We start from the raw sequence: 21,822 nt of genomic DNA, 5'->3' as shown, positions 1-21,822 counted from the left end.
GGGTCCGCCCCCGAGAGGAGAGCCGCCGTGGCTCAGTACGCCGTCCTGATCTACGCCCGGGACTCCGCCCACGCACCGGGCGCCGCCGCAGCCGCCACCGCCTCCTGCGACCAGCACGCCGACGAACTGGCCGTCTCGGATGCGATGCTCGCCGCCTACGCCCTGACCCCACGGGACGCGGCGACCTCGCTGCGAGCGGGCTCGGTCACCAGGGGGCCGTTCGTCGACTCCCCCGAGGTCGTCGTCGGCTTCTACGTCGTCGAGGCGCCCGACCTGGACGCGGCGCTGGCCATCGCCGCCACCAACCCCGTGCTCCGCGAGGGCGGCGGCGTCGAGGTGCGCCCCGTGCACAGCGGTGGGGTCGTGGAGCGCGCCGCCGCTCAGCCCTAGCGGTCGACCCGCTCCCGTCGGGCGGCGCCGGCGGTGAGGGTGGGCCGGCAGCGCCCCAGCCGCACGATCACCCCGCCACCCGGGAGGGGCGACGGGCGTCGCGGTCCCGCCGACGTCCCCGCGCGGCGTCTCACCAGATGGAGGCGACGACGACGAAGGACACCGCGAGCTGCGCGGCGCCCAGCACGACGCTGCCCGGGTGCAGTTCCCGCGCAACGAGGACGTCGCGCATCCGGCCGGGGGTGAGCAGTTCCAGCACCGCCCCGGCCAGGGCCTGCAGGAGCACGCCGAGCAGGCCGAAGGCGACCGTCCAGCCCAGCGCGGAGCCGAGGCTGGCCTCCCCGTTCGTCCAGATCGCGGCGAACACCACCAGGCCGAGCCCGATGAACCCGCAGGAGACGACGACGGCGGCGTTGGCGGAGCGGTGCACCCAGATCTGCTCGGCGAGCTTGCCGGGGGTGAGGAGGTCGAGGACGACGAAACCCACGACGAGCAGCGCCATCCCCACGAGCGAGTAGGCGGTGGCGTGTCCCAGGCTGGCGAGCACTTGTTCTCCTCGGTGGCGGGTCGTGGTGGGCGGGCGGTGCGGGAGGCGGGTCAGTCGGCCAGCCAGGACGCGACCTGCTCCGGGGTGGAGCGGGGAGCGTCGAGGCGGTGGGGGACGAACCGGGCGGCGGTGTCGGTGACCAGCGACGTGGACTCGCGGAACCCCAGTCCCGCGGCCTCCCCCGCCACCAGCCAGCTGCCGATCACGGGGTGGTTCCCGTCGAAGTCGGCCAGCTCGGTGAACGCCTGGTGCACCAGGGCCTGGCCGCCGGTGTGGGCGGGGTCGGTGGTGACGTCGATCCCGGGCGCGGTGATCCGGATGCCGGCCCCCTCCCACCCGTAGACGGGTTTCGACACGTACCCCCGCCGCGCCTCCGGGGTTCCCGGGCGGGGTTCGTCCAGCCACGCGGGCAGCAGGTTCGGATGGCCCTCGAACTCCTGCCACAACGCCACCAGCAACGTCTTCGACGCCAGCAGCGCCTTCCACGGCGGCTCCACCCACCGCACCCGCGCCGACGGGTGGTCCAGCAGCGGACCGAAGCGCTCGGCGAACATCCACTCCCACGGGTACAGCCGGTAGCAGACGTCGACGACCCGACCGTCCAGGTCGACGAACCGCCCGCCCTCCTCCCACCAGCCGAGGTCCTCCACCCGCAGACCGACGTCGGTGAACCCCGCCTCGCGGACGGTGTCGCGCAGGTACGCCACCGTCACCCAGTCCTCGGTCGGTTCGGTCTGCCCGGCCGCGAGGTGGACCAGACCCCCCGCGTGCCCGGGCAGCATCCGCTGCCACGCCCGCACCAGCCGCTCGTGCAACGTGTTCACCTGGTCGCAGTCCGGGTGCAGGTCCTCCAGCCAGTACCACTGCACCACCGAGGCCTCCACCAGGGCGGTGGGGGTGTCGGCGTTGTGCTCCAGCAGCAGCGGCGGGCCGCTGCCGTCGAAGGCGAGGTCCAGCCGGCCGTACAGCGAACCCCCGGCGGGACCGGCGTCGGGAGCGGCGTCCAGGGAACGGCGCAACGTCGGACGGGCGTGAGCGGGTAGACCGAGGCTCGCCCACAACCGGTCGTCGTCCAGGACGCGGCGGGCCGCGGTCACCGCCATCCCGTGCAGCTCCTCGGTGACGCGCTCCAGCTCGTCGGCCTCGGCCACGTCGACGACGTAGGCCGCCGACTCGTCCCAGTAGAGGCGCTCGGTGCCGTCCCCGCCGCGCGCCACGGCGTACGCCAGCCCCTGCCCCTCGACGGTGGCGCGCCACCCGGGCCGCACCGGCGAGGTCTCGCGGCGCACCTACCCGCCCACGCTGGAGTCGCTGCCGCCGCCGAAACCACCCCGGCTGACGGTGGCACCGTCACCGGGCACACCGCCACGGGTGACCGCAGCCCCCTGCGGGAGGGCGGCCGTACCGCCGCTGACGCGCGCACCGAGCGCGGGGAGGCGGGTCCCGGCCGCGAAGTAGACCCACCCGAGACCCCCGACCCGGGTGCCGTCGTCGTCGCAGCGGTCGTCGTCGACGCGCTGCTGCGTGCTCTCGTCCACGCACACCCCGCGGTACTCCTCCGCGTCGTCGCCGGAACCGCACGCGGCCAGTGACGTCGCCGCGAGCACCCCCGACAGCGACAAGGTCAGCACCCGCGAGCGCCACCGCCCCGAACAGCCCTGGTCCACCACGCCACCCCGCCCTCCGGTCCACGGTCACGGTACCGAACCCCACCCGTCACGGACCCGGTCGACTCCTCGGGGCCACCCGGCGGCATGCAGGGCCGGTGGGGGTCCGCGGAACCCGGCCCCAGGACCGGACCGGCACACTGACGGGGTGGACGAGCCGGGTCGGGAGCTGCAGGAGCGTCTCCGCGCAGCGCTGGCCGGGGACGACACCGACGAGCTGGTCGAGGTCGGGTGCGACCTCGCCGACCTGGGCCGGCAGCGGGAAGCGCTGCTGTGCTTCCGACGCGCCGTGGTCCTGGGGCAGGAGTGGGTGTGGTTCAACGTGGGCAACACCCTGCGCGAGCTGGACCGGCCGGTGGAGGCGATCGAGGCCTACCAGCGGGCCGTCGCCGCCGGCGAGAGCGACGCCTGGCTCAACCTCGGCCACACCCTGGAGCTGCAGGGGGACCTGGTCGAGGCGATGCGCGCCTACCGCGCCGCCGGGGAGGTCGGCGACCAGCCCGAGGGGTTCGTCGACCTGGCGCTGCTGCTGCGTGAGCAGGGCCTGCGCGAGGAGGCCGAGGCGACGCTGGCCCGGGCCGCCGAACGCGGCCACCCACCCGCCGCGGCGCTGCTGGCCAGCTGGCGCTGGGAACGCACCCGGGACCCCGCGCTGGAGGAGCAGTTGCGCGCCGCGGCCGCCGTCAGCGGGGACGCCCGCGCGGACCTGGCCGATCTCCTGGCCGACACCGGCAGGCGGCAGCAGGCGCGGGCCCAGCTGGAGCTGGGGGCCAAGCTGGGTCAGCGCGAGTGCTGGCTGCCGCTGGGCAACCTCCTCCTCGACGACGCCCGGGCCGGCGGGGGCACGGGCGGGGCGGACCCGGCGGGTGAAGCGGCGGCGGAGGACGCCTACCGGGCCGGCCTCGCCGCCGGGGACCTGCACTGCCACCACAACCTCGCGATGCTGCTGCTGCAGCGCGGCGACGTCCGGGGCGCCGAGGAGCACCTGCTGGCCGGCGCCACCGCCGGTGACGAGCTGGCCCAGCGCGCCTGGCAGGACCTGCACGCCGACGAGGAGTGACGGGCACCCGCGCGAGCGCCGGCGGTGATCGCCTCCGCGTCCTCGCCGCTCCGGGCGGTGTCCCGATGATTCCCGGTGCTCCGGCGAGTCCGTACCGACGACGACCCCGCACACCGCGTCCCGTCAGGCACCGAACCCGAGGAGAGACCACGTGGGCACCACCTCGACGGACGTCGAGCACTACCTCGACGACCTGCAGCACCCCTTGAAGGACGGTGTCCTGCGGTTGCGCGCCGCCATCCTGGCGTGCGACCCCGACCTCACCGAGCACGTGAAGTGGAACGCCCCCAGCTTCTGCCGTGACGGGCAGGACCGGGTCACCTTCCGGCTGCACCCCCGCGACGAGCTGCAGCTGGTGTTCCACCGGGGAGCGGGGGTGCGCGCCGACACCGCGGAGTTCACCTTCCACGACCCCACCGGACTGCTGACGTGGCTGGCCCCCGACCGCGCCGTCATCGACTTCCCCGACCTGCGAGCCGTCGACGTCCGCCAGGCGCAGGTCGTGGCGCTGGTCCGACGCTGGGTGTCGACCTGACGAGGAGCCCCGACGCACCCGCGTCCCACCGCACGGATCCGGGGCGCGGAGGCGGCCGGGCGGATCGCGCCGCCCGGCACCGGTCGCTCGGCGGAGGGCACGCCCGCGGCGGTGGGAGCGGGGGTGCGGTCCAGGCGCAGGACGTCCCACCGCTGCTGCGCGCGTTCGGGGGCGAGCAGGTACCAGCGAGCCGCCCGCACCACGAGGTGGTGCGGCTCGACCACCCGGGTCGAGCGTCGGCGCTCGCCGCGGCGGCCGACGTGGTCGTCCGCGTCGTCGGGTTCGGCGTGGTCCGGTTCGGCGTGGTCCGGGCGGAGCACGGCACGCCGCGCTGACCCCCGCACCACGCCCGCGGGCGGACACCGGGCCCACCCCGTGCCGCACCCCCCTGCCGTGGAACCGGCGGGCACCTGGTCGTGGTGGGCTACCGAAGCCGGGTGCGCAACTCGTCGTCGCTGGGCTCGACCAGGTGGGACCCGTCCGGCCAGACGATCGTCGGGATGCGCCGGGCGCCCTGCTGCAACCGGCGCACCAGGTCGGTGGCGGCGGCGTCGGCCTCGACGTCCACGTAGCGGTACGCCACGCCTTCGGCCTCCAGCAGCGCCCGGCTGCGCCGCACGTCCGGGCACCAGCCCGCGCCGTACACCACCAGTTCGTCCTGCGCCGCCGCTCCGCCTCGGAGTTCGCCACCACCGGCCGCGAGCCTGTCGTCGACGGGTTCCACGGGACCTCCTCCACGCTCGACCGGTGGGCGTCCGCGCCACCGCGAGTTCCCAGTGTCGTCCCCGACGCCCCCGGCGCCGCCACCGGGGCGGGCCGTGCGCACCCCCCCGACGCGGCCGGCGGGGTGACGCCCGCGGGGGGCCGGCGGCGGGTGAACAACTCCTGAACCGCTTGAGCAGGACGCTCCGGGCGCCGATGGACGGACGTGCATCCTCCGCGCCCGGTCCGCGCCGCCGGACCCTCCCGGGAGGTTCGACCCTCCCGGGAGGGCCGGGTGGCTCCCTCCCTGCAGCGCAGCCTCCTGACCCTGGTGCTCGTACCGGTCGTCGGCCTCACCGGCGCCGTCGCCCTGGCCGTGGACGCCAGCCGCGGCATCTCCCGCGCCGCGGACACCGCGGCCGCGCAGGTGCGCGCCGCCGCCCTGCTGGACACCGTGCGGGGCAGCATCGCCCAGGAGGTCGTGCCGGTGCTGGGTCAGGCGGTGCTCGCCGATCCCGCCACCGCGGCCGCCGCCGGTCTCGACGCCTCCGGCCTCGCGGGCATCGCCGACCTGGCCGGACCCGCCATCGCTCAGCAGCTCGGTGCCGTCCAGGCCGCCACCGACACCGCCGTGGACGCCACCGCCGGCACCGCCGCCGCCGCCGGAGCCGCAGCGGCTGCGGCCGAGGTCGCGCAGCTGCGCGCGAGCGCAGCGACCGGCGGCGACACCACGGTGCTCTTCACCCGCTACGGCGAGATCGTGGCCGACCTCACCGGGCAGGTCGCGGACCACCTCGACGCCGCCCGCGACGAGTCCCTGGACGGGCCCGGGGCCCGGGCGGTGAACGACCTGGACCGCGCGCAGGAGGCCGCGACCTTCGCCAGCCTCCAGGTCCCCCTGCTCCTGGGCTCGGTCTCGGTCCCGGAGGCCGGACGGGACGAGGCCCGCGCCGCCTTCCTGCAGGCCTGGGGCGGGTACCGCGCCGCCGACGCCGACCTCACCGCCCACGCCGGTCCCTCGGCGGTGGCGGCGTGGCGGAGCGCCACCGGCAGCGAGGCCGCCGTGCAGGTCGACACCCTCCTCGACGCCGCGGCCACCGGGACCGGGACCGCCACCTCCACCGCCTCGCCCGGGGTGGCGCTGGCGCTGCCGCAGTTCCTGGCCCTCACCACCGCCAACACCAGCCGCGACGCGGCTCTGCGCGAGGCGGTGGACACCATCGGCGATCAGGCCGTGACCGCCACCGACCTCCCGGCTCAGCGAGCGGCGGCGGAGCTGCGGGCCCTGCTGCTGATCGCCCTGGTGCTGCTGGTGGTCACCGCGGGCGTCATGGGGTTGGTGCACCGCTTCATCGCCCGCCCGCTGCGGCACCTGGCTCAGCAGGCCGAGGCGGTGCGCGACGGCGAGCTGGACGCCGGGCTCCTCGACGTCGCCGACGGCGGACCCCGCGAGGTGCGCAGCGTGGCCCGGGGCCTGTCCGCCACCGTGGCCAGCCTGCGCCGGGTCCAGGCCCAGGCCCAGGCCGTCGCCGACGGCGACCTGGACGCCGAGGTGGTCCAGGAACCGCTGGCCGGTTCCCTCGGCGCCGTCGTGCACGCCTCCATCACCCAGATGATCAGCGCCATCCACGAACGGGAACGCCTCCAGGTCAGCCTCGCCCACCAGGCGTCCCACGACGCGCTGACCGAGCTGCCCAACCGGGCCCAGGCCAGCGTCCTCATCGAACGGGCCGTGCACCGCGCCCGGCGCAACGGTCAGCACGTGGGCCTGCTCTTCGTGGACCTCGACCACTTCAAGCAGGTCAACGACACCCTGGGCCACGCCGCGGGCGACGAACTGCTGCGCGTGGTCAGCGCCCGCATGGAGGAGACCGTGCGCGGCGGCGACGCCGTGTGCCGCCTAGGCGGGGACGAGTTCGTGGTCCTCGTCGAACCGGCCGAGGACCACCACCAGCTCGTGGAACTCGGCCAGCGCCTCATCACCGCGATCTGCGCGCCGGTGCGGATCGGGGACCGCGTCGCGCGTGTCGGGGCCAGCATCGGCGTCGCCGTCAGCGGCGCCGGCACCCACGGCACCCCGGCCCACGGGGCCGACACCACCGCCGAACGCCTGCTGCAGGAAGCCGACGCCGCCGCCTACCGCGCCAAGGCCGCCGGCCGCGGCGTGGTGGAGGTCTTCGACGACGAACTGCGCCACGAGCTGAGCGTGCAGGCCCAGACCGAGGAGGCCCTGCGCCAGGCGCTGCTGGGGAACGAACTCGTCCTGCACTACCAGCCGGTCCTGGACCTGCTGACCGGGCGCACCGCCAGCGTGGAGGCCCTGGTCCGCTGGAACCGGCCCGGGCACGGCCTGGTCCCCCCGGACGCCTTCATCCCCGCCGCCGAACGCTCGGACCTGATCTGCGACCTCGGCCGCTGGGCCCTGGCCGCCGCCCTGACCCAGCTCACGCAGTGGGACGCCGCCGCCACGGCGGGCGCCGCCGGGGCCGGCGGTCCGGAGGGCGAACTCGCGGGCCTGGGGGTGGCCGTCAACATCTCCGGGCGCCACCTCGCCAGCCGCTACCTCCTCGACGACGTCGCCGCCGCCCTCGCCACCTCCGGGATCGACCCCGTGCGCCTGACCCTGGAGATCACCGAGACGGTGCTGGTCGACGTCCCCTCCGCCCTGGACCAGCTGCGCGCGCTGCGGGAGCTGGGCGTGAAGATCGCCATCGACGACTTCGGGACCGGCTACACCTCCATCGGCCAGCTGCCGAACCTGCCGGTGGACATCCTCAAGATCGACCGCAGCTTCGTCTCCTCCCCCGGCGCCGGGCACGCCGACCTCGTCCGCCTCGTGATCTCCGCCGCCCACAGCTTCGACCTCGGAGTCGTGGCCGAGGGAATCGAGGAGAACGACCAGCTGCACCGCCTCGTCGCCGACTCCTGCGACAGCGGGCAGGGTTTCCTCTTCGCCCGCCCGACGGCACCCGCCGAGCTGACCATCCCGCGCACGTGCCCGGCCACCGAGGACAGCAGCACCTGACGCGGGCCACGCGGTTCAGGAGGACGAGGCGGCGGGCGACTGCTCGGCCAGGTCCCGCGCGCTGCGGGGGGGTGGAGGAGAAGTACTCCCGCGCGTTGCGCACCCCCAGCGCCGCCCGGGTCTGCACCTGCTCGATCGTCTCCACCCCCTCGGCCACCACGTCGCACCCCAGCTGCAGGCCCAACCCGACCAACGAGTGCGTCAGCAGGTCGTCGCGCGCGGAACGCCCCAGCGCGGCGACGGAGCAACGGTCGATCTCGACGATGTCGGGCTGGAAGCGCTGCAGGTAGCTGGAACCGGCGCAACCGGTGCCGAAGTCGTCCAACGCCAGCGCCAACTCCCGGATCCGCTGCAGGGCGATGTCCACCTCCGCGCCGGTCCCCGCCAGGGACGTCCCGGTCAGCTCCAGCACCAGCGCACCCGGCAGCAGACCGCTGATCAGCAGGGCCTCGGCGACGACGTCGACGGTGTCGGGTTCGCCCAGCCGCCGGCCGGAGACGTCGACGACCACGCGCAGGTCCGCAGCGGCCGGCAGCTGCGCCCGCCACAGCGCCACCTGCCTGCACGCCAGGGTCAGCACCTGCCGCCCCAGCGGCACGATGAGCCCGCTGGCCTCGGCCAGCGGCAGGAACGCCCCACCCCTCCCCCGTCCCTCCTGCGCGGCGGGTTCACGTCGTGCGCACCCCGAGGGCCCTGCCCGCAGCGGTGCGGTACCGACGACGCGCCGCACCCTGGAACGGCAGGTCCACGACGCGGATCGATCATCGATCGAGTGACGGTCCCGGACACGACACCACCACCTGTCATCTCGCAGGACATCGGTGACGGTTCCGCATCAGGACATCGGTGACACTTCCAGCGGGCTTGGTGGTGACACTTCCCTGCTCCCGGGCTGCCGGACGAGCAGCACCGCCGGAGCCGTCAGCGGCTCACCCGCACCGCCTCGACTTCACGGTCAACGACGTCACGGTCATGACGATGACCAAAAGATCACTGGGAGCCCAGAAAACCGGATGGGAAGCTGTAGTGCGGTCGTCGTCGACTCGCCGGTCATCACCGCAAGTGGAGAGGTAGGCGTCGATGGTCCACCTGGAACGTCACGAGTCCACGATCATCCTGTCCATGGGGCTAGAGGAAGCTGCGCGGCTCTCTGCAGCACTCACCGAGGCGACGTTGGCGCTGTCTCGAGCCGAGTACTGGATGCGGGTGGGGTGCCCGAAGTCTTCCGTGGAGCAGCTCTCGGACCTGCTTCGCCTTGCCTCGAAGGGGGAGGGGCAGGGTGCCAGCGTCGCGTTGCCGCCCGGTGAGGAGGAGCAGGAGAATCCCCGGCGACCTCGACCTGGTAGCGACAGCACGGCCCAGCGGGGCGCTTCGCCGGGATGAGGCACCGATGCACCGACTTCACGGTCATCCCGCGTTGTGCGCGATCATGGTGGCCACCGACTTCACGCTCTTGGCGAAGACCGCGAGGTCTCCGAGTCGCGGGCTGCTACCCCGATGATCTTCGACTCCGCTACCGTGATCGGAGTCGGGTAACCCGCGCCCGGGGCCTTCGTGCTCTGGACTTGCCGAGTGCGCGGGTCTTCAGCGTGAAGCGCTCCACCGAAGCCGCAGAGACACCAAGCTCGGTGCTCCGCTGCTACATCGACAGCTGGGAGATCCGCGGCGGGGCGCCACGCCCAACCGTGGGTCAGCCTCTGAACGGCTACCGCATGGTCTTCCGCCCTTCAGACCCGCAGGACGTCTACGGCTTGGCGGCCCTGGACGAGGACCTCGACGTGGACGCCTTGCCACCTCAAGTGGTGGTGCCTGCCGAAGCGCGGGGCGGGGTGCGACGCGGCCACTGCAGGCGCAGTGGCACGTCACACCCAGCGAAGAACCGCTCTACGACGCTGACGAACTGTCGGGGCTAGTGGTGCGCACACGGGTCATCAGCCTGGATCGACGTCTGAGTGTCGTCGAAGGCCTCGGTCCGGCCGGCGAGGCGATGGAGGCGTGGTCGGCCATCCCGGGCACCTTGCGGCTTCGGGAGGTGACCGGTGCGGGGTGGGACTTCGATGACCGCGTGTGGCGGACCGCCCCCTCACCGGCGGCCTTGGGCAACGTCAGGTCAGGCGGGGAGGACGCGGTCCTCGTCGACCTTCAGGTGCCGCGGCAGCCTCCCGAGTGATCCAACTCCCGGAAGCACCACGCCAGTCACCCCATTGGCACCCGGACATCACGGTCATCCCGCGGTGCGCGGGCGCACGGTCATCCCGCGGTGCGGTGACTCGCATCAGCCGGGGTAGGCCCGCCGGCACATCTCCGACTCCTCCCGCAGCTCGTAGTCCTCCTCGTAGACACACACTGCGCACACCTTCAGGTCGCGCTGACCTGGCCCCGGATGAGCACCCTGCGGATGCCCGCACTCCGCGCAGAGCAGCTCCTCCTCCTGCCGGCGGACGTCTCGCTGCGGTGACCACCCCAGCCGCGCCAGCCACTGCTGCTTCCGCTGAGCCCGACGCTCCCACCGTTCCTGCTCCCGCCGCACCCTCGCCTGTGCGTGCAACCGTTCCAGCCGCTCCACCGAAGCCACGCCCGCCAGCCGCTCGCGCAAGCGCTCGACCTCGGTGCCGGTCAGCTCCGCGGTGATGGACGACGCCCCGTCGTGGAAGGTGACCAGGGCCTCCTGCTCCGCCGCCGAAAGCAGCTCCACATGGATGGACCACGCCGCGTAGGTACGCAACAGCGCCTCCTGAGCAGGGTCGCTGCGGTCGATACCGATGCCCATGCCGGTGTCCTGGCCGTCACGATGAGCGTGCAACTGCTGCAACGCGGTCTGGGCGTGCTCGACCTCGGCAGGTAGCTCATCGCGGTAGTCGCTCCACGCGTCGATGCAGGCCCACGGCGCCGGCTCGGCCATCACGTCCAGGAAGGCGGTGCAGACCTGCTCAGCGGTGGTACGCGGCAGGTCGATCTCGGCCACGGCCCAGGTACGCCGGCCACTGCTGCCCTCGCTCACCCGCTCATGATCGCGTGAGCGGGCGGTGGGCCCGGCCATGGAGGCTCAAGTTCACACTCATGGCGCCGCACTCGAACCGCGCGGTCATCCCGCGCTCAGCGCGCGATCATGGACGGCTGCGACCTCACGCTTGTGCCGAGATCAGGATGAGCTGAGGTCGATCACTGCGGCGGCAGATTGGCCGCTCATGCGTGGAACCATCGGGCCTGCTCAAGACACTAGGAGACGTGGACACCGAGACCGACGACGCGCACTGGGCCGCCAGCCTGCGCGGTGACCCCGACGCCTTCGTTCTCCTCTTCGACCGCCACCACCCCCGCGTCCACCGCCACGCCTCACGCCTGGTCCCCGTCGGCTCCCCCAACAGCACCGCCAGCGGCACCGACGCCGACGACATCACCGCCGCGGCCTTCCTGGAGCTGTGGCGCCGACGCGAGCACGTCCACCTCGTCCACGGCAGCGTCCTGCCCTGGCTCCTGGTGACCACCACCAACCTGGCCCGCAACACCCAACGCAGCACCCGCCGCCACCGCGACCTCCTGCGACGCCTGCCCCGCCAGGACACCACCCCCGACGCAGCTGAGACCGCTTTGAACGGCGTGGGCGGCCTGGGTCATCTGCACGACGAAGAGCTCACCGGCGCGCTGCGCGCACTGAAGCCAGTCGACCTGCAGCTGATCACCCTGGTCGTCCTGGAGGGCTACGCCCTGGCCGAAGCAGCGGACCTTCTGCACCTGAGCGCCGGGACGGCCAAGACCCGTCTGCACCGCGCCCGCACCCGCTTGCGCACCGCCTTGGCCGACCACCCCGCGGCCCACCCCGCGGCCCACCCCGCGGCCCACCCCGCGGCCCACCCCGTGGCCCACCCCGTGGCCCACCCCGTGGCCCACCCCGCCGCCGGTCCCGCAGCCAGCCCCCCAGCTGATTCGGTCACCGGCCACCTGCACGCACCCGAAGGACAGCACCGATGAGCGAGCAGCATCCCACCCCCGACCCGATCCCCGACCTGACGCGCGACCTGACGCGCGACCCGACCCGCGACGGCGCCCGTGACGCCGCTTTCGACGCGCAGATGCGTGCGCGCCTGGCCACGTCGAACGGCCCGGCGCCGGACCCCACCTTCCGGGCGGCCTTGCGCAGCCACCTACAGCAGGCAGTAGCCACCAGCAACTCCGCCACCAGCACCGATGAGTCCGCCGGACACCGTCGACTGAGCCGCCAGGAAGGTCGCGGTTCCCGTCGCCGTGGGGGGTGGCCCCGTCGTCGGACTCTGACCTTGGGGGCTCTCATCCTGGCCGGGCTGGGTGGTGGGGGCGCCGCGGTCGCTGCCGGCGTCCTGCCCCTGCCCGGAGCCGACCAAGTCGTCCTACGCGCCCCGGCCAGCACCGTCGTACACACCGGCACCGCCACCATCGACCTGGGCCAGCGCCCCGCCGGCACCACCAGCGTCGAGCTAGTCCTGACCTGCTTGACCTCGGGCTCCTTCACCTTCGCCGACGGGGCCGGAGGGAGCTGCTCAGCTGAGGACATCGCCCGAGACGGTGGCGCTGGTGAGATCGGCTACACGCTGGCTCTGCAGCCTGAGCAGACAAGCACCACGATCACCGCCGCTCCGGGCACCCGCTGGTCACTGACCAGCACCTACTCCACCCGCACCTCCACCGACTGGGCCGCCAACGCCAACGGCGATACCTACGGCGTCGTCAAGGACGACGGCAGCACTCCCGACCTGGTCGCGGTGTGGGCCACCAACGGGCAGCAGGGCTACGCCTACAACCGCGACCTCAACCCTCAGCCGATGCCGACGTCTCCCGAGCAGGCGCTGGCCTGGCAGGAGGCGCATCCGCTGGCGCCGCGCACCATCCCCGTCTACACCTCCGATGGGGTCACCGTCATTGGTGAGTTCCAGACCGGCTGAGCCAAACGCACGGTCATTCCGCTGGTTGCGCGAAACGCGTCGTCGTCCATGACGAACACACCCCCCGCAGCGACCACGCACCTCCCCGTTCTCCCCAGGTGCTCGCAAGTGCCTGTAGGTGCCCGCAGGTGTCGGCGGTGGAGACGCTCAGAGGGTCCGTGCAGCGTGACGCCGCATCCTGGCGACCCCGACCGAGCCCGCCATCACCACTCCGGCCGCAGCACCCTGCAGCAGCGGCGCGAAGATCAGACCCAGGACCGCGGTGGAGGACTCAGACGCCACGACATCGTGCAGCAGCCACCCCGTCCCGATCACCAGCAGCAACTGCCCCAGCACCGCCACCGCAGCCGCGCTGCGCCAGTGCCGGTACACGCTGATCCCCACCAACATCGCCGCAACGAACGGCAGCAGCCCCCACCCGCAGAACAGCGCAGTGCTCAGCACCCAGACCACGTCGACGTCGACGCCACCCCAGGTCGCCAGGTACAGCTGCACCGCCAGCGTCAGCACCGCCCCCACCACCGGCAGGCCCACCAGGGCCAACAGCAGGAGGTCGGGACGAGACGACGGGTGACCGGACGCGGCGCTCATCCGCTCACCGTGGCACGACCATCGCCCCTGCGCAGGCGATTCAGCCCCGCTGCGCGCCGAGGAGTGAGACGCCATCCCGCCGACCGCACAGTCATCCCGCGTTGTGCGCGCGGTCCCCGATGCCAATGCAAGGCACGAAGTCCACTGCAGCAGGGCCGCGGTCAGCTCGCTACTGCCGCGCCATCCCGTACATGAACATGTCCCGACGCTCGTTCCCCACGACCTCCCACGAACGCAGCAGCCCCTCTCGGACGTACCCCGCCCGCTCGGCGGTACGCCACGACCCGACGTTGCTCGGCTCGATGTAGAGCTGAAGGCGGTGCACCTCCGGCAGTCTCCACGCCCACTGCGTCAAAGCGCCCAAAGCCTGCGCGGCGTGGCCCCGCCGGCGACTGCTGGGCCGGATCCAGTAGCCGATCGTGGCCCGTCCCTAGTCCAGATCGCGCAGCCACAGGCCAATCTGCCCGACGCACACCGACCCGGACTCCACCGCGAACGAGTAGCCCACGCCCGTCACCGCCCGCTCGTGCTGACGCCCCACGAACGCGGCAGCAAGCTTGCTGTCCGCGGTGTCCGGGACGCTGGTGATCAAGGGGATCAATGGATCCGTCGTCGCCTCGAGCACCGCGCCGACGTCGCTGGCCTCGAAGGGGCGCAACGTGACGGACTCACCGGTGATCACGGGGACGAGCAGAGGCTGCGGCACCGGCCCATCGTGCACGGCGGTTGCTGAGGCGGCACGTCACTTTCACGGTCATCCCGCCGTCCGTGCGGTCTCCAATCTTCCAAGCCGTAGCGCCTCACATGTCGAGAAAGCCGTCACGGGCGTCCGTCAACGGCGGCACCCGTTCGGTGTCGAGGTCCTCCATCAGACCGACGTCGGCGTACTCGGGGTACTCGATGGCTCCCAACTCGTCGAACAAGGCGATGAAGCGCCGCACCCGCACCCCTGGACGGGGCGCGTAGTCGAAGGTGAATTCCACCCGCGTCGCCGGCCAATCCCCGATCAGCCGCGCCCGGCTGCCGCTGACCCCGCTCGTCAACGGGTGCCAGCCATCGGGACCCTGCCAGTAGCGGTCCATCCGGCTCCACGACGTCAGCACCTGCTGGGCGTAGGAGTCCGCGTCCAACGGCCGGGGCACCAGCGGCCAGCACAGGTCGCTGATGTCGACCTCGTCCCCGCTCAACCACAGCCGCAGCTCACTGGTACCGGGATGCAGCGCCACGACACACGGTGTGGGCCGATCCCGCGGTCCTGCACGCCTCTCCGCCTCCGACCCACCCGCCGTTGACCCGTCCCGGGTGGGCTCCAGCGAGGGCGGCGGCCCGCCGGTCACCACCACCAGGTGCTCACCCACCCCGGCCGCGGCACTGATCCCATAGCTGCCGAGTTGGAAGACCCGTACCGGTTCGGTACTGAACCCCTCCACCCGCGGATCCGGCACCCCCAGGGGATCCGGCACCGCGAAGGCCGCGGCGACGACCCGGCCAGGGCGGCGACCCTCTGACTCGTCCTGCACATCCACTGCTTCGGGCTGCCATCCCATCCGCCACGACGATCCAGCCGCCTCCACCACCTCCTCGCTGTCCGCATCGACGTCGGGGTCGTAGAGGTAGCCGGACCAGCGCCCCACCCCACCCGGGCGGACGGCAACCGCAGTCGACGGTGGCTGCGGCAGCCCGCCCACCGCCTCGATCCGCTGCGGAAGATCACCGGTCCAGGGCAGCGGCACCCAACGGCTGGACCAGGTCCCCTCGTAGGTGTCTGCGCCCAGCTCGCGCAGCGCCGCCGGCTCGACGTCCAGCTGCACCCACAACGCCTCATCGGTGGTGGCCAGCGCACTGACGGGTGCGTCGGTGAACACCTTCCGCACCGTGCCGTCGCGCTCCACCCGGGCCAGAGCCGCGCCGCCGGCGAAGATGACTGGCTCAGCTTCACCCCCGCGCACCAGCTCCTGCGCCGGGGGCGGGGAGGTGCACCACGCACCCCCGGGACCGGCGGCGGCCAGGACCAGGCCCTGGGTCCACACCGCGGTAGCGACCCCGTCCAGGTCCACCCGCACCAGCGGACCGCGGCGGGAGTGCTGGACCCACAACCCGTCCTCATCGGCGCAAACCACCACGTCCTCCCCCGCAGATGGCGGGGGCAACTGCGCCCACGACACCAGTCGGCGCACAGCCCCGGTATCGGGATCGAGGACCGCCGCCACCGGTTGCCGCTCATCCAGCACCCACACCCCTGAGGAGGCGACGATCATCCGATTCGGTCGCAGCGTCCGCATCCAACGATCATCGCGAGCGGGAGCCGCCGACGGGACGACTTCACGGTCATCCCGCGCTCCGGGTGTGATCACGAGTGGCCGCCCCTTGTTGTCTTACCGCCGGTCGCGCATGCGCCCTCACGTCGATCAAGGTGCGAGATCATGCAAACACCGGCTGCCGTGCTGGGGTGGCGGCTGGGTTCGCAGCAGCCGGTGCGACTAGCACCTCGACGAAGGGAGCGAAGCCGATGTGGACGCACGTGGGTCGCCTCTGGAGCGACGGCGAGATCTACCTCGCCCTCGACGCCCCCCACCTGGCCTCCTGGGCCGGGTTCAGCCACGACCACTACGAGCCCCTCTGCGACCTGGGCCAGAGCGTGACGAGCACCCCCGTGGGAGAAGGCAGCGCCGGGCTCATCGCCCCCGACGGCGCCGTCAACGACGAGAGCTGGCTGGAGGTCTTCTGCGACCAGCAGCACATCCGCATCGTGCAGGCCTCCGGCGAGGACTACGGGGCGGTGCTGCAGGCCGCTCTGGAGCATCCCCTCGATGACGACGACGAGTCCGGGGGCACTTTCACCGTCTGCACCGGAGAGCTGGTGCTCTACAACGCCGCGCTGGACGGGACCGGGGAGCACAGCGGCCCGATCATCGACTCGGCGCCAGGCCCGTTCCCCACGCTGAAGCCGCACCCGGTCACCGGTGCCGAAGCAGCCCACGCTCCGGCCGGGCTACGGCTACCCGTGGCGCCGGCCACCACCTTCCAGGTCACCGCTCGCTGGTACACCGAAGTGGATGGCGGCTGCTTCGCGCGGTGGCTGCTGACTCCGCAGGAGGAGGAGGCAGCGCAGCGGCGCTGAGGCAGCGGCAGCCCCAGCAGCCGGAGCATCCGTTCCCGACGCGGGGAACGCACGGTCATCCCGCGATCTGCGTGGTGAGGGCCCACCCTCTGGCCAGCAGTCCGGGGCGTCTACGCGCCACACGTCGCGGGTCCGGTGGCCGCACCAACAGCTCAGCGCTCCAGCCGCCGCCGGGCGCTGCGGCGGGCCTGCACCACGAAGCAGGCAGCCGCCGCGGTGAAGGCCGCAGCCGGCAGGTAGCCGAGCGTCTTCTCTCCGCTGAGGGCATCGATCCACAGCGGTGTCGAGAGCGCCAGGAAGGCCACCGCCAAGGCGATCCACGTCGCGGGCTTCTGCGTCCAGGGTGCCGTCTGCTGCGGGGTGCGTCGCTGCGTCATGCGATCGACCCTGCCCGACGGGACCACGAGCTCCATCCTCCGTTGGTGGCGGTGCGATCAGCTTATGGATGACCCCGAGTGATCGGAGGACCACGGCGCATGGTCAGACGCGCGGTCATCCCGCGTTCAGCGCGGCGCTGACCCGCTCGGGACGCACAACGGCCGCCGGGCTGAGTAGCCCGGCGGCCGTGACGTAGTGGTCGATCCGGCAGTCGCCTCTCGGCGGAAGGCCGCTCAAGGCGGCTGAAGGTGAGGCCCGGGGACATGCAGCGGATCAACCACCCTCTACAAGCCGTCGCTGGGTACCGGCATTCCCGGTGTCACCGTGCCTAAGCCCAGCCCAGCGGACGCCCGGTCATCCCGCGTGGTGCGCGCTGTCGTTGGCGGCCGGCACCTGCTCAGACCTGAGACTGTCACCGAAGTCCTGAGACATCACAGACGCCACCACCAGCCGCGCGGGTCCCTCGGCGACAGTCGGCGGAACGACCACGAGTCGAGGAGAGCCCCAGTAGCGTGATCGCATGTGGACCCGCCCACGCCTGGTGGCTGCCGTCCTGATCGGGATGACCTTCGGCGCAGTGGACTCCTCCGCCAACGCCTCGGGTGGACCGGGCGAGGAGCCGGTGGTGCAGTCGGTGGCGCGCTTCGCCAGCTACCTCCTCAACGCGGGCTGGGCGTGGGCGGCGCTGGCCGTCGCGGCCGGCTGGATGGCCACGACCCCCGCGCCGGCGGTACCGGACCGAGCAGTTCCGTCGGGCGGCGCCCCAGCGCGTGGGGCGGTGGGGGTCGGCGCGGCAGCGGGGTCCCTGGCCGCGGGGGGCGCGGTCCTGACGTACTACGTCAGCGACTCGATCCTGCGTGCTGAGCCCTTCGCCCGGTACGTGGACGAACTGCTGATCTGGCTGGTCGCCAGCGTGCTGCTGTGCGGCCCCCTGGGCGCGGTCGGGGCGCTGGTGCGCCGGCCGGGCCGGGTGGGGCTGCTGGCGGCGCTGGTCGTGCCGGCCGGGGCGGCGTTGCAGGTGATCGTGCTGGCCCCGGGCTTCGACGTCCCGCCGGTGCAGCCGGTGCACCCGGAGGCGGTGCTGGCGCGGTGGCTGGTGCTGACGACGGCGGCCGTGGCGGTGGTGCTGCTGGTGCGCCGCCGGTGGGCGGGGCGTTCACGTCGCGGTGGTTCCCCGACGAGGTCAGCGGGGGGCAGCAGCACCGGGGCGGGCCGGTAGCAGCGGCGGTCCTGCACCCCGTTCGACCAGGCTCGTCGTGGGTGCGGAGCGGCCGGGCGGGCACCGGCACGACAACACGACGTCCGCGGCACGACCACGGGGCCGGCGCTTGGCGCAGGCGGAGCTTGACACGGTTCCCTCGATCGATCCCGCGGGTTCCGCGGTGCTCAGGGCAGCAGTTCCAGCGCCCTGAGCAGGGTTTCGTCCGGGGCCGGGCCGGCGGCGTCGGCACCGCCCGAGGCGGCACCGGGCGCCGGACCGCTGGTACGTGCGGTGCCCTGGAGGGGGTGGTCCGGGTGCAGGCGGCCGGTGTGCACGGTGCCGGTGCGGTCGGCCAGCGCAGCGCAGGTGATGAGCAGCGTCGCCCCGTCGGGCAGGACGACGACGTCGTTGGCGGTGCTGGAGCCGTGGGTGGCTCGCCCGCACGAGCGGACACCCGGGGCGCCGCGGAAGGCCACGACCACGGCCTCGCCGGAACTGGCGGTGCGCTCGTCGGTGAGCACGAGCACCGGCCCCGGCAGCGGGCGCGGGTCGCTGCACCGAGCCAGCGCTCGACGGCGCAACGCCCAGCGCGCGGTCCCCACGCACCCGCGCGAGAGGCGCCAGGGCGTGCGGTGCCCGTCGCGGTCGACGAAGGCACCGATCCGTCCCTCGCCACCGAGGAGCGGCGCGACGGCAGCCAGCATCGGCCACATCGAGCCGCCGAGGTTGCCGCGCAGGTCCACCACCCAGCCACGCGCTCCGGCGGCGCCGGCCCGCTCGCCGACGTGGTGCAGGGCTGCTGCGGCGGCGCGCACGTAGGCGTCCGCCCCCCGCGCTCCGGCGGGGCAGGCCGGCAGGCTCAGCACCGCGGTGGTGCCGATGAGCCGTGCCGTGGGCAGGGGGTGGTCCTGCGCGTCGAAGAGGGAGCGCCGCCCCGGTTCGATCAGGCCGCTGTGCGCGCCGCCGGCGTGGCGCACCGCCTGGCGCAGCAGCGGGTGCAGTTGGGCGGGGTGGGTGGCGGTGCGCGCCGCACCGAGCACTTCAGCCCGGTGCTCCGGCCAGTTCGCCCGGTCCAGGTGCAGGGCGCGCGTCTCGATGGCCCGCAGCGCCCGCCGGGCGTACGTCTCGACGTCGGTGGTGGGCATGACGAGCACTGTGCTGCACGCGGGTGGACGGGGGAACCCGTCGAGTCCGCCGACGCACCTGCGGTGGGCGCGCGGTCGGTGCGCCGGCCTGCGGTGACGCCGCGGCGCCGCCGAGGTCCGGAACCCGTCCGCGGGCCGGCGAGGGCGACAGCCACCTGGTGGGACCGGGTACTGCTGCCCACGTGCCGTCCGCGGCTGGGGCTGCCCCCACCGGTGACGGAGCCGGCGCACCGCAGCGGCGCTCGGTCCAGGTAGCCGGTCCCGGGGTCGAGGTCGGCGAGGAAGCCCGCGGTGGAGCGGAGCACGTCGGCCTCGGTGATGGCCGAACCGTTGAGGTACCCAGCGTGGAGCCGGAGCCGGCGTCGGGCCCGGTGAGCCGCGCGCAGCGGTGGGTGCCCGGGGCGTCGGGTCGCTGTTCGACCAGCCAGTCCCCCGCGGTGGGCGGAGCCGGCTCTGCCGTTCGCGGTCGTCGTCGTGGGGGCCGTGCCGAACGTCGCGGTCCCGCTCGTGACGTCCTTCCGCCCGCGACCCCGGGGTCCTGGCCGGTCCGGACGAGGACGACCGGGAGGACGGACGCGCCTCCGCCGCCGGGGGCGCGTCGCGACCGGGGCTGAGTTCGGAACCGCTGAGGCGGCGTGACGACCGCCTCGTGCACAGCCTCGCCGCCGACGGCACGGCCGCCCGGTCGAGGGCCGGGCGGCCGCGGGAGGGCGGGTCCGTTCAGGAGACGGGCGTGATGCGGCCCTCGCCGCCCACCGGGTAGTCCGCCGCGGTGACCCGGCCGCCCAGGTCACCGGTGAGGTACGTCGCCAGCGCCTGCTGGTAGGTCACCGGCAGCACGCTGAAGGCGACGCCGTCGAAGGGGTACCCGTCCCCGCCGCGCAGCATGAAGTCGATCGTCGCCACCGACAGGGTCTCCAGCGCGCCGGTGGGCGCACCGCCGCGCACGAGGACGGTGCCGTCGTCCAGGACGAGGTCCACGACGCGCGATCCGGCCGGGCGGGCCGGGTCGTAGCTGACGCGGTAGCCGGCGGCCTGGGCGAAGGAACCGGCCGGCTGCAGCACCCCGCCGGCGACCGCCGCGGACAGGCCGTGCTCGACCCCGGCGAGGAAGGTCTCCACCGGCATCGCCGGGGCGACACCGACGAAGTTGGCGAAGGGCAGCACCGTGTAGGTGTCCAGGGCGGAGATGTCCCCCGCGGGCAGCACGGAGGCGTTGCGGATGCCGCCGCCGTTCTGCAGCGCGACGACCGGCGCGGCCACCCCGGCCGCGGCCGCCTCGCGGCGCCCCGCGGCGAGCAGGGCATCGGTGGCCAGGTTCCCCAGGTTGGTCTCGCGGCTGCGGACGTCGTTGCGCACGCCGTTCAGCGGGACCTCCGAACGGGCCACGACCTGCCGGGCGAGCGAGGAGACGTACTCCTGCACCGGCTGCACCACCTGCTGGTTCACCCGGGTGTCGGGGGCGACGGCGTCGGGACCCTGCGCCACCACGGGGATCGGGCGCGAGGCCCCTTCGTCGACGGCGAGGAGCTCGCCGCGCTCGTCGAAGGTGACGACGAGCCGGCCGACGTAGGTGTAGAGGGCGTTGGTGGTCACGACGGGCACGACGCGCCCGTCGGCGTCGGTCGGGGTCAGCGGGTAGCGCCCGTAGGGGGTGACGCCGTTGGCGACCAGGGGGTCGCCGGGGTCGGCGAGCAGCTCGTGCCCACCGCCGCCGACGATCACGTCGACGCCGTGCAGCTGCCCGGCCAGGGCCACCTCGTTGTCGATGTCCTGCAGGTGCGAGACGAGGACGACCTTGTCGACGCCGGCGGCGGCGTAGGCGGCGGCCTGGGCGTTGGCGATGCGCGCCAGGTCCGGGTCGACGGTGACGCCGCGCGAACTGCTCAGCCGCGGCAGCTCGGGGGTGGTCAGGCCGATGACGCCGATGCGCTCGCCCTTGACCTCCTGGACGTGGGTGCGCACGATCGTGCCGTCCTGGACCTCCGCCAGCAGGCGCGGCTCGGCGCCGAAGCCGAGGTTGCCCGCGACGAACGCCGTGCCCGGGGACACGTCGCCCAGCCACCGGGCGAGGAAGTCGGGGTTCTGGTCGAAGTCGTGGTTGCCGAAGATCGAGACGTCGAACCCGGCGGCGCTGAACGCCGTCGCGTCGTAGATCGGCCGCCCGGAGCCCTCGCTGGCCGCCAGCTGCGGGCCGGGCAGGAAGTTGTCACCGGCGGAGACGGTCAGCACGCCGCGCTTGCCGGCCTGACCGGGACCGGGTCGGCCCGTGACGGCGGCGCGCTGCTCGCGCTGGACGAGCTCGACGAAGCGGTCCACGCCGCCGTAGGTGCTGCCGTCCGTGCCCGTGACGGGCAGCAGGGACGACTCCAGGTCGTTGGCGTGCAGGATCGTGAGGGTGAAGTCGGCCTTCGGCGGCTTGGGCGCCTTCGGGCCCGGTGCGGCAACGGCGGTCGCGGGGGCCGCGGTGAGGGTGCAGGCCAGGGCGAGGGCGAACGCGGCGCGACGCGCACGCGCGGGTGCGAGGGACATGTCTCTCCG

General features: G+C 73.6%; 21 protein-coding genes and 1 pseudogene. 9 read left to right on the top strand and 13 right to left on the bottom strand.

Translation table 11 applies throughout. The features are described 5' to 3' along the window. The first annotated feature begins 27 nt into the window (after positions 1-27). A complete protein-coding gene (locus KRAD_RS20280; protein WP_012087533.1) occupies positions 28-390 on the top strand; it encodes a YciI family protein in 363 nt (120 codons plus the stop codon). A 130-nt stretch (positions 391-520) separates the two neighbouring features. On the opposite strand, the gene KRAD_RS20275 is transcribed toward KRAD_RS20280, so the two are convergent. Genes KRAD_RS20275 through KRAD_RS20265 form a run of 3 tightly spaced genes read right to left on the bottom strand, consistent with a single transcriptional unit; the run spans position 521 to position 2,604 of the window. Then, positions 521-937 (bottom strand): DUF350 domain-containing protein, encoded by a 417-nt coding sequence (locus KRAD_RS20275; protein WP_012087532.1) that lies wholly within the window; start codon positions 935-937, stop codon positions 521-523. Between the two features lie 50 nt (positions 938-987). Beyond that, the gene (locus KRAD_RS20270; RefSeq protein ID WP_012087531.1) at positions 988-2,226 is read right to left on the bottom strand and encodes a glutathionylspermidine synthase family protein; all 1,239 of its coding nucleotides are present in this window, start codon (positions 2,224-2,226) and stop codon (positions 988-990) included. Then, positions 2,227-2,604 carry a hypothetical protein gene (locus KRAD_RS20265; protein WP_041293605.1) on the bottom strand — a complete coding sequence of 126 codons (378 nt, stop codon included), beginning with the start codon at positions 2,602-2,604 and terminating at the stop codon, positions 2,227-2,229. It abuts the gene before it with no gap. Positions 2,605-2,752: 148 nt separating this feature from the next. On the opposite strand from KRAD_RS20265, the gene KRAD_RS20260 reads away from it, so the two are divergent. From KRAD_RS20260 to KRAD_RS27705, 3 genes are all read left to right on the top strand, one after another. Next, complete coding sequence (locus KRAD_RS20260) at positions 2,753-3,664, top strand: tetratricopeptide repeat protein (protein ID WP_041292264.1); 912 nt, start codon at positions 2,753-2,755, stop codon at positions 3,662-3,664. A gap of 151 nt (positions 3,665-3,815) precedes the next feature. Next, on the top strand, positions 3,816-4,199 hold the full coding sequence (locus KRAD_RS20255; protein WP_012087529.1) for a DUF1801 domain-containing protein: 384 nt from the start codon (positions 3,816-3,818) through the stop codon (positions 4,197-4,199). Positions 4,200-4,408: 209 nt separating this feature from the next. Continuing rightward, the gene (locus tag KRAD_RS27705) at positions 4,409-4,534 is read left to right on the top strand and encodes a hypothetical protein (protein ID WP_260151323.1); all 126 of its coding nucleotides are present in this window, start codon (positions 4,409-4,411) and stop codon (positions 4,532-4,534) included. Positions 4,535-4,623: 89 nt separating this feature from the next. On the opposite strand, the gene KRAD_RS27275 is transcribed toward KRAD_RS27705, so the two are convergent. Beyond that, on the bottom strand, positions 4,624-4,848 hold the full coding sequence (locus KRAD_RS27275) for a glutaredoxin family protein (protein ID WP_012087528.1): 225 nt from the start codon (positions 4,846-4,848) through the stop codon (positions 4,624-4,626). 348 nt (positions 4,849-5,196) lie between these two features. On the opposite strand from KRAD_RS27275, the gene KRAD_RS24645 reads away from it, so the two are divergent. Next, entirely contained in the window at positions 5,197-7,926 is a 2,730-nt protein-coding gene (locus KRAD_RS24645) for an EAL domain-containing protein (protein WP_012087527.1), read from the top strand. A gap of 157 nt (positions 7,927-8,083) precedes the next feature. On the opposite strand, the pseudogene KRAD_RS27270 reads toward KRAD_RS24645, so the two are convergent. Both KRAD_RS27270 and KRAD_RS20225 read right to left on the bottom strand, forming a co-directional pair. Then, a pseudogene (locus tag KRAD_RS27270) lies at positions 8,084-8,506 on the bottom strand (EAL domain-containing protein); the annotation flags it as partial. A 1,695-nt stretch (positions 8,507-10,201) separates the two neighbouring features. Beyond that, positions 10,202-10,927, bottom strand: coding sequence for a hypothetical protein (locus KRAD_RS20225; protein ID WP_041292261.1), 726 nt, complete (start codon positions 10,925-10,927; stop codon positions 10,202-10,204). A gap of 227 nt (positions 10,928-11,154) precedes the next feature. On the opposite strand from KRAD_RS20225, the gene KRAD_RS20220 reads away from it, so the two are divergent. After that, on the top strand, positions 11,155-11,898 hold the full coding sequence (locus KRAD_RS20220) for an RNA polymerase sigma factor (RefSeq protein ID WP_157873669.1): 744 nt from the start codon (positions 11,155-11,157) through the stop codon (positions 11,896-11,898). A gap of 305 nt (positions 11,899-12,203) precedes the next feature. After that, on the top strand, positions 12,204-12,845 hold the full coding sequence (locus KRAD_RS24640; protein ID WP_157873668.1) for a hypothetical protein: 642 nt from the start codon (positions 12,204-12,206) through the stop codon (positions 12,843-12,845). A gap of 147 nt (positions 12,846-12,992) precedes the next feature. On the opposite strand, the gene KRAD_RS20210 is transcribed toward KRAD_RS24640, so the two are convergent. From KRAD_RS20210 to KRAD_RS25755, 4 genes are all read right to left on the bottom strand, one after another. Beyond that, the gene (locus KRAD_RS20210) at positions 12,993-13,436 is read right to left on the bottom strand and encodes a hypothetical protein (protein WP_012087520.1); all 444 of its coding nucleotides are present in this window, start codon (positions 13,434-13,436) and stop codon (positions 12,993-12,995) included. Between the two features lie 169 nt (positions 13,437-13,605). Beyond that, entirely contained in the window at positions 13,606-13,854 is a 249-nt protein-coding gene (locus tag KRAD_RS26680; protein WP_203417784.1) for a GNAT family N-acetyltransferase, read from the bottom strand. A 12-nt stretch (positions 13,855-13,866) separates the two neighbouring features. After that, positions 13,867-14,118: a GNAT family N-acetyltransferase gene (locus tag KRAD_RS26675; protein WP_203417628.1), complete on the bottom strand. Its 252-nt coding sequence runs from the start codon at positions 14,116-14,118 to the stop codon at positions 13,867-13,869. A gap of 118 nt (positions 14,119-14,236) precedes the next feature. After that, on the bottom strand, positions 14,237-15,790 hold the full coding sequence (locus tag KRAD_RS25755) for a hypothetical protein (RefSeq protein WP_157873667.1): 1,554 nt from the start codon (positions 15,788-15,790) through the stop codon (positions 14,237-14,239). 167 nt (positions 15,791-15,957) lie between these two features. Between KRAD_RS25755 and KRAD_RS20195 the strand changes: the two genes are divergently transcribed. Then, positions 15,958-16,557 carry a hypothetical protein gene (locus KRAD_RS20195; RefSeq protein ID WP_049821317.1) on the top strand — a complete coding sequence of 200 codons (600 nt, stop codon included), beginning with the start codon at positions 15,958-15,960 and terminating at the stop codon, positions 16,555-16,557. Between the two features lie 152 nt (positions 16,558-16,709). Here the strand turns inward: KRAD_RS20195 and KRAD_RS20190 are convergent, their stop codons facing one another. Next, entirely contained in the window at positions 16,710-16,934 is a 225-nt protein-coding gene (locus KRAD_RS20190; RefSeq protein ID WP_157873666.1) for a hypothetical protein, read from the bottom strand. 521 nt (positions 16,935-17,455) lie between these two features. Between KRAD_RS20190 and KRAD_RS20185 the strand changes: the two genes are divergently transcribed. Beyond that, complete coding sequence (locus KRAD_RS20185; RefSeq protein ID WP_012087516.1) at positions 17,456-18,154, top strand: hypothetical protein; 699 nt, start codon at positions 17,456-17,458, stop codon at positions 18,152-18,154. Between the two features lie 167 nt (positions 18,155-18,321). On the opposite strand, the gene KRAD_RS20180 is transcribed toward KRAD_RS20185, so the two are convergent. Both KRAD_RS20180 and KRAD_RS20175 read right to left on the bottom strand, forming a co-directional pair. Then, on the bottom strand, positions 18,322-19,281 hold the full coding sequence (locus KRAD_RS20180) for a S41 family peptidase (protein WP_157873665.1): 960 nt from the start codon (positions 19,279-19,281) through the stop codon (positions 18,322-18,324). 720 nt (positions 19,282-20,001) lie between these two features. Further along, positions 20,002-21,813, bottom strand: coding sequence for a bifunctional metallophosphatase/5'-nucleotidase (locus tag KRAD_RS20175; protein WP_012087514.1), 1,812 nt, complete (start codon positions 21,811-21,813; stop codon positions 20,002-20,004). Positions 21,814-21,822: the final 9 nt, after the last annotated feature.

It is taken from the genome of Kineococcus radiotolerans SRS30216 = ATCC BAA-149, from assembly GCF_000017305.1.
Classification (GTDB): Bacteria; Actinomycetota; Actinomycetes; order Actinomycetales; family Kineococcaceae; genus Kineococcus; species Kineococcus radiotolerans.
The sequence above is the reverse complement of the archived record's forward strand: the minus strand, read 5'-3'. Positions and strand labels throughout refer to the sequence as shown.